General features: G+C 60.2%; 1 protein-coding gene. It reads right to left on the bottom strand.

The window, feature by feature from the left end; all coding sequences use genetic code 11:
* Positions 1-18 precede the first annotated feature (18 nt).
* A protein-coding gene (locus K6M89_RS30460) for an IS3 family transposase (protein WP_222141851.1) occupies positions 19-1,208 on the bottom strand; the annotation gives its coding sequence in 2 pieces (ribosomal slippage) (positions 19-956 and positions 956-1,208; 1,191 coding nt in all).
* Positions 1,209-1,271 lie beyond the last annotated feature (63 nt).

Below are 1,271 nucleotides of genomic sequence, written 5' to 3'. Positions count from 1 at the left end.
TGACCTGCCACTGAACTTTCATCCGGCGACGATTAGAGCCTCGGCAGTTTTGGATACGCCAAATGGCGCGGTGTGAGCAACCGGCGGAAACGCGAAGCTTTCATCATGCGCAGCGTTGGAGCCGGTTGCGGCGATGGTCCCGGCATAGTCTGCCGGGGTCTGGTATCCGAGCGATGAGTGCGGCCGAAGGTGATTGTAGTCGTCCGCCCATTCAGCAATGGCGCTTCGGGCATGGTCGAGGCCGAAGAACAGGCTCTCGTTGAGCAACTCGTCGCGCATGCGGCCGTTGAAACTCTCGACATAGCCATTCTGCATCGGTCTTCCCGGCGCGATGTAGTGCCATTCGACCTTGTGATCTTTCGACCAAGCGAGGATGGCATTCGAGGTGAGTTCGGTGCCGTTGTCGGAGACGATCATACCGGGCTTGCCACGCCGCTCGATGAGTGTCGTCAGTTCCCGCGCCACGCGACGCCCGGAGATCGAGGTGTCGGGGATGGCGGCTAGGCACTCGCGCGTCACATCGTCGACGACATTGAGAATGCGGAAGCGCCTGCCGCAGGCGAACTGGTCATGCACGAAATCCAGCGACCAGCGAGCATTGGCCTTCGCTTCGACCAGGATCGGTGCACGCGTGCCGGCGGCACGCCGCCGGGCCTTGCGCTTGCGAACGGAAAGTCCTTCCTCGCGATAGAGCCGGTAGATGCGATTAACCCCGGACGGCTCTCCGTCCCGTCGAAGCAGGATGAACAGTCGCCGATAGCCGAAACGCCGCCGCTCATTGGCAAGGTCACGCAGCTTCGCCCGCAATTCTACCTCGGGCGGTCGACTGGACCGATAACGAATCGTCTTGCGGTCGGCGGATATGATCTGGCAGGCCCGCCGCTCCGAAAGACCCATGACGGCCTTCAGATGCGTGACGGCTTCACGCTGGGCGACAGGCCCTACCATTTTTTTGCAAGAAGCTCGCGGAGCGCGGCTGCATCAAGCATCTGCTCGGCCAGCAGCTTCTTCAGCCTCGCGTTCTCGTCCTCAAGCGCCTTTAGCCGCTTCGCCTCGGAGACTTCCATGCCGCCATATTTGGCTTTCCAGTTATAAAACGTCGCTTCTGAAATCCCGTGCTTGCGGCAGAGGTCGGCCACCTTCGCTCCTGCCTCCTGCTCCTTCAGCACCGCAATAATCTGCTCTTCCGTAAATCTCTGCTTCTTCATTCGTCCGTCCTTTGATCGGCCGGACTCTAATCAATTCTGGAGGAAATTCGCAGTGGCAGGTCA

Source organism: Rhizobium croatiense (genome assembly GCF_019793465.1).
GTDB lineage: Bacteria > Pseudomonadota > Alphaproteobacteria > Rhizobiales > Rhizobiaceae > Rhizobium > Rhizobium croatiense.
The sequence above is the reverse complement of the archived record's forward strand: the minus strand, read 5'-3'. Positions and strand labels throughout refer to the sequence as shown.